This window comes from Polaribacter sp. IC066 (genome assembly GCF_007997085.1).
GTDB lineage: Bacteria > Bacteroidota > Bacteroidia > Flavobacteriales > Flavobacteriaceae > Polaribacter.
In genome coordinates, this window is the sequence record NZ_VORR01000156.1 from 1 (window position 1) to 697 (window position 697).

General features: G+C 40.5%; 1 protein-coding gene. It reads right to left on the minus strand.

Annotated elements, in window-relative coordinates:
- Positions 1–363: 363 nt before the first annotated feature.
- Positions 364–507, minus strand: coding sequence for a hypothetical protein (locus tag ES044_RS18695; RefSeq protein ID WP_189663365.1), 144 nt, complete (start codon positions 505–507; stop codon positions 364–366).
- Positions 508–697 lie beyond the last annotated feature (190 nt).

The following is a 697-nucleotide window of genomic DNA, read 5'->3' on the forward strand; positions in this document are numbered from 1 at the left end:
TTTGGAGTATCGGACATCGTTTTTCGTATATCGTCGACCGTTTTTCGTTTACCGTTTTTCGTTTTTCGACCATCGTGAAACGAATAAGTATTGGCTATGCGCCGTAAGCTATGGGCTTTGAGCTAAATGTCAAAATCGTCCATCGATTATCGTTTACCGTTTTTCGTACATCGTGAAACGAACAAGTATTGGCTATGTGCCATAAGCTATTGGCTTTGAGCTAAAATCGAACATCGACCATCGTCTTTCGTCCATCGATTATCGTTTTTCGAACATCGTTTTTTGATTATCATCTATGGTGAAACCAACCACGAATAACGAACATCGAACAACGAACATCGTCTTTCGTCCATCGATTATCGTTTACCGTTTTTCGTACATCGTTTTTTGATTATCATCTATGGTGAAACCAACCACGAACATCGAACAACGAACAACGACCATCGAACAACGACCATCGTCTTTCGTCCATCGATTATCGTTTACCGTTTTTCGTTTTTCGGCCATCGTGAAACGAACAAGTATTGGCTATGTGCCATAAGCTATTGGTTTTGAGCTAAAATCGAACATCGAACATCGTCTTTCGTCCATCGATTATCGTTTACCGTTTTTCGTTTTTCGGCCATCGTGAAACGAACAAGTATTGGCTATGTGCCATAAGCTATTGGCTTTGAGCTAAAATCGAACATCGAACATC

What these genes read in the sequence shown, in the direction of transcription:
- ES044_RS18695 (WP_189663365.1), bottom strand. Translation starts at nt 507, where the DNA reads ATGGCCGAAAAACGAAAAACGGTAAACGATAATCGATGGACGAAAGAC.